Raw genomic sequence first — 2841 nt, 5'->3', positions numbered from 1 at the left:
GTTCCATCGGCAGACCATCTGTTCGCCTCTGCCGCAGCCGTCTATGGGCTGCGGGTTGTAGGCGTGTTGCTTTCGGGCAGGTCACACGATGGCACTCAAGGGCTGGAAGACATCGAGGCCGCCGGTGGTGTTGGCATCGTGCAGCAGCCCGAGACTACAGGAAGCCCGAAAATGCCTTCTGCGGCGATCAGGAACGACCATCCGAACTACTGCCTACCGGTCCCGCAAATCGCGGCCTTGCTTGCGCGGTTGCCTTTAGACAAGGGGAATCGTAGCTTCAGCAGTTAAATTACCTCGACGTGATACAGGAGATAGCGCGCAACGTTGTCGGAAGACATCATGAACGCGCAACGTGCGCGAGTCTTTGAAAACCTCGTTGTCGTGGCAGATCGACGCTGCCAACGCGCTTGGATGTAGCCGCTGCTTCGAGGAGACATGTGCCTCCTGACGGCGTCGGGCTGGTAGCCCAACCCATCACGCAAGTGGCTGTCCTTTAAAGCGCAGGCGGCTTTCGGGTTTGTTCTCATATCTAGTAACTCTTCGGGATTCGTCACGCCTGTGCCGCGCAGGTCTCTTGTACCCAGTCGTTCACCACTGAGGCAATCTCGATATTGTTTTTTTCCAGCATCATCATGTGACCGTTGCCGCGGATACCAATGTCTTGCAGGCGTACGAAGTCGTGCTGCACGCCGGCTTGGCGCAGCCACTGTGAGGTGCCATGGTCGTACTGTGCGTGATACGAGGTTTCGCCCACCAGGATCAGGATCGGCACTCCCTGAAGATTCACGAGTTGGCGTGCGGGAGCTTTCTGCTCCCAGCAGGCAATGAGACCCTGCGCCTCGGGCGCGGTTTGCTTTTTAAATTGCAGCTCCTCCGCGTCCGCTATAGCCGGCGCATACGAAATTGGTATGTCTGCGATGCCTCAAGCAAGTTGCTGGCGGCTCCCAGTAACCGGGGACGATTCAATCGGCGGTCCGTTCGGCTCAATCGCCACAATTGCCTTCACGAGCGCTGTGTGCTCAGCCTTGCGTTCCTCAGAGAAATGACGCACTGCAAAGTCGCGTCGCACACCGGCATGCCGATCGGTACGGTCAAGACTTACGTCTCAGCTTGCCCCTGGAATCCGTATCCTTAGCCCGGTTCATGAGTTGGCTTGCTGCGGTTGATTGGCAGGCCAGTCTCGCTCGAACTGCATCGGGCTACATAGGCAAGTGTCGAGTGCAGCCGGTCGCGTACCAGAGCCGCCAATGGGGGTGCGGCGGATTTCTTGGACTGGGTTATGCCGCGATCATCAGGCTTGTGCGGTATTCAACTGGACTGAGACCGCCGAGGGAGATCTTGATCCGCTTCTCGGTGTATCAGCGGATGTATGAGTCCAGAGCATGGGTGAACTGGTCTATGCCTGTTGCCCGCCAGTCGCGACGATAGAACATCTCCGTTTTTAATCGACCGGAGAAGCCTTCGCAAGCTGCGTTGTCAGGCGAGCAGCCCTTGCGTGACATCGACCGAATCAGCTTGGCATCCGCGATGCGCGACAGCCATCCAGGCCAGCGGTAGTGGGCTCCGCGATCGGAGTGCACGACAGGGCGTTCGCTGTCGGCGGGAATCGTCTCGATGGCTGCGTCCAGCATCGTGTTCACGAGCTCAGCGTCCGGTCGCGTGCCGATCGTCCAGCTCACGACCTGACCATCGAAGCAGTCGATCATTGGTGACAGATACACCTTGCCGGCGGCGATCTGGAACTCCGAGATGTCGGTGAGCCACTTCTCATTCGGCGCAGCAGCCGTGAAGTCGCGTTTGACGAGGTTCTCTGGCGCTGGGCTGATCTCTCCGAGGTAGGAGCCGTATCGGCGCCGCTTCGGCTTTGCAACGACCAGGCACTCCTGCTTCATCAGGCGCTGCACCACCTTTTCTGACAAGCGCACGCATTGCCTGCTCAGCATCGCCTGGATCCGGCGGTAACCGTAGCACCGGTGATTGAGTTGGAAGATGTCGGCAATCGCTCGGCGTGCGCCCGCATATTTGTCCGCGATCTGCAGGCGCGCGCGATGATAGAAGTACGAGCTGCGGGCAAGGCCTAACTCGGTCAAGAGATCCGACAGCGCATGGGTCTGTTTGAGGGCGTCAACCAGCAGCGTCTTCACCCGGTTGGTCAGGAGCTGCAGGCTGACGCCCAGGCCTTTTTTTATGATTTCACTGGCCTTCTTCAAGATGTCGTGTTCGACCTGCAGATGTCGGATGTCGCGACGAAGCGATTCGACTTGGCGCTCCAGCTCCGCTCCTCGGGCTGCGGCTCTGGTGTCAAATCTTTACGGCGTTTCATTGATGCTGGAACCTCCGGACCGGCGAGTGTGTTCTTCCAGTTGTAAAACGTCGGCCTGCTCACGCCAAGCTTCTGAGCAACCACCTGCGCACTTCCTTCACGAGTGCAGAGTTCAAGGACCGCCAGCTTCTTCAATTCCGGCGGCCGAGGCGAACTGACGGCACTGCGGACAACGTGCTGCCGGGAGTCGGGTTGGAACTCACCAATCCAGGCACGCAGCGAATCTCGGCCCGGATAGCTCAACGTCTTAATTGTGGAAGCGATGCAGCACCCGTGCTCGGCGTAGTGCTCGACAGCCCTCTGCTTCTGATTTTTGGAATACTTCGGGTTTGAGCGCACGTAGCCAGACGACAGGCCGAGACGCCCCTCGTACTCCTCATGCCAGCTTTTCAATGAGTTCTTCGTCGGATATCCCAACTGGCGGATCGTCGCGCCGGTGCGCTTCCCCAGCTTGACGTAGAGCTCGACGGCCCGTACGCGATCTTCGTATGAATACATGAACTACCTCCAAAGGTAGT

The 2841-nt window shown here is 58.6% G+C and carries 2 protein-coding genes and 1 pseudogene; 1 reads left to right on the top strand and 2 read right to left on the bottom strand.

Features of this window, described 5'->3' with window-relative positions; genetic code table 11:
• Positions 1-288: chemotaxis protein CheB (locus RCH10_RS27415; RefSeq protein ID WP_409054817.1), on the top strand; the 288-nt coding region annotated here is incomplete at its 5' end.
• Between the two features lie 262 nt (positions 289-550).
• Here RCH10_RS27415 and RCH10_RS27410 read toward each other — a convergent pair.
• Complete coding sequence (locus tag RCH10_RS27410) at positions 551-787, bottom strand: hypothetical protein (protein ID WP_409054816.1); 237 nt, start codon at positions 785-787, stop codon at positions 551-553.
• A 490-nt stretch (positions 788-1277) separates the two neighbouring features.
• Positions 1278-2821, bottom strand: a pseudogene (locus tag RCH10_RS27405) (IS3 family transposase).
• Positions 2822-2841 lie beyond the last annotated feature (20 nt).

This window comes from Variovorax sp. GrIS 2.14 (genome assembly GCF_046115955.1).
Classification (GTDB): Bacteria; Pseudomonadota; Gammaproteobacteria; order Burkholderiales; family Burkholderiaceae_C; genus Variovorax.
This window is presented reverse-complemented; position numbering and strand designations above follow the sequence as displayed.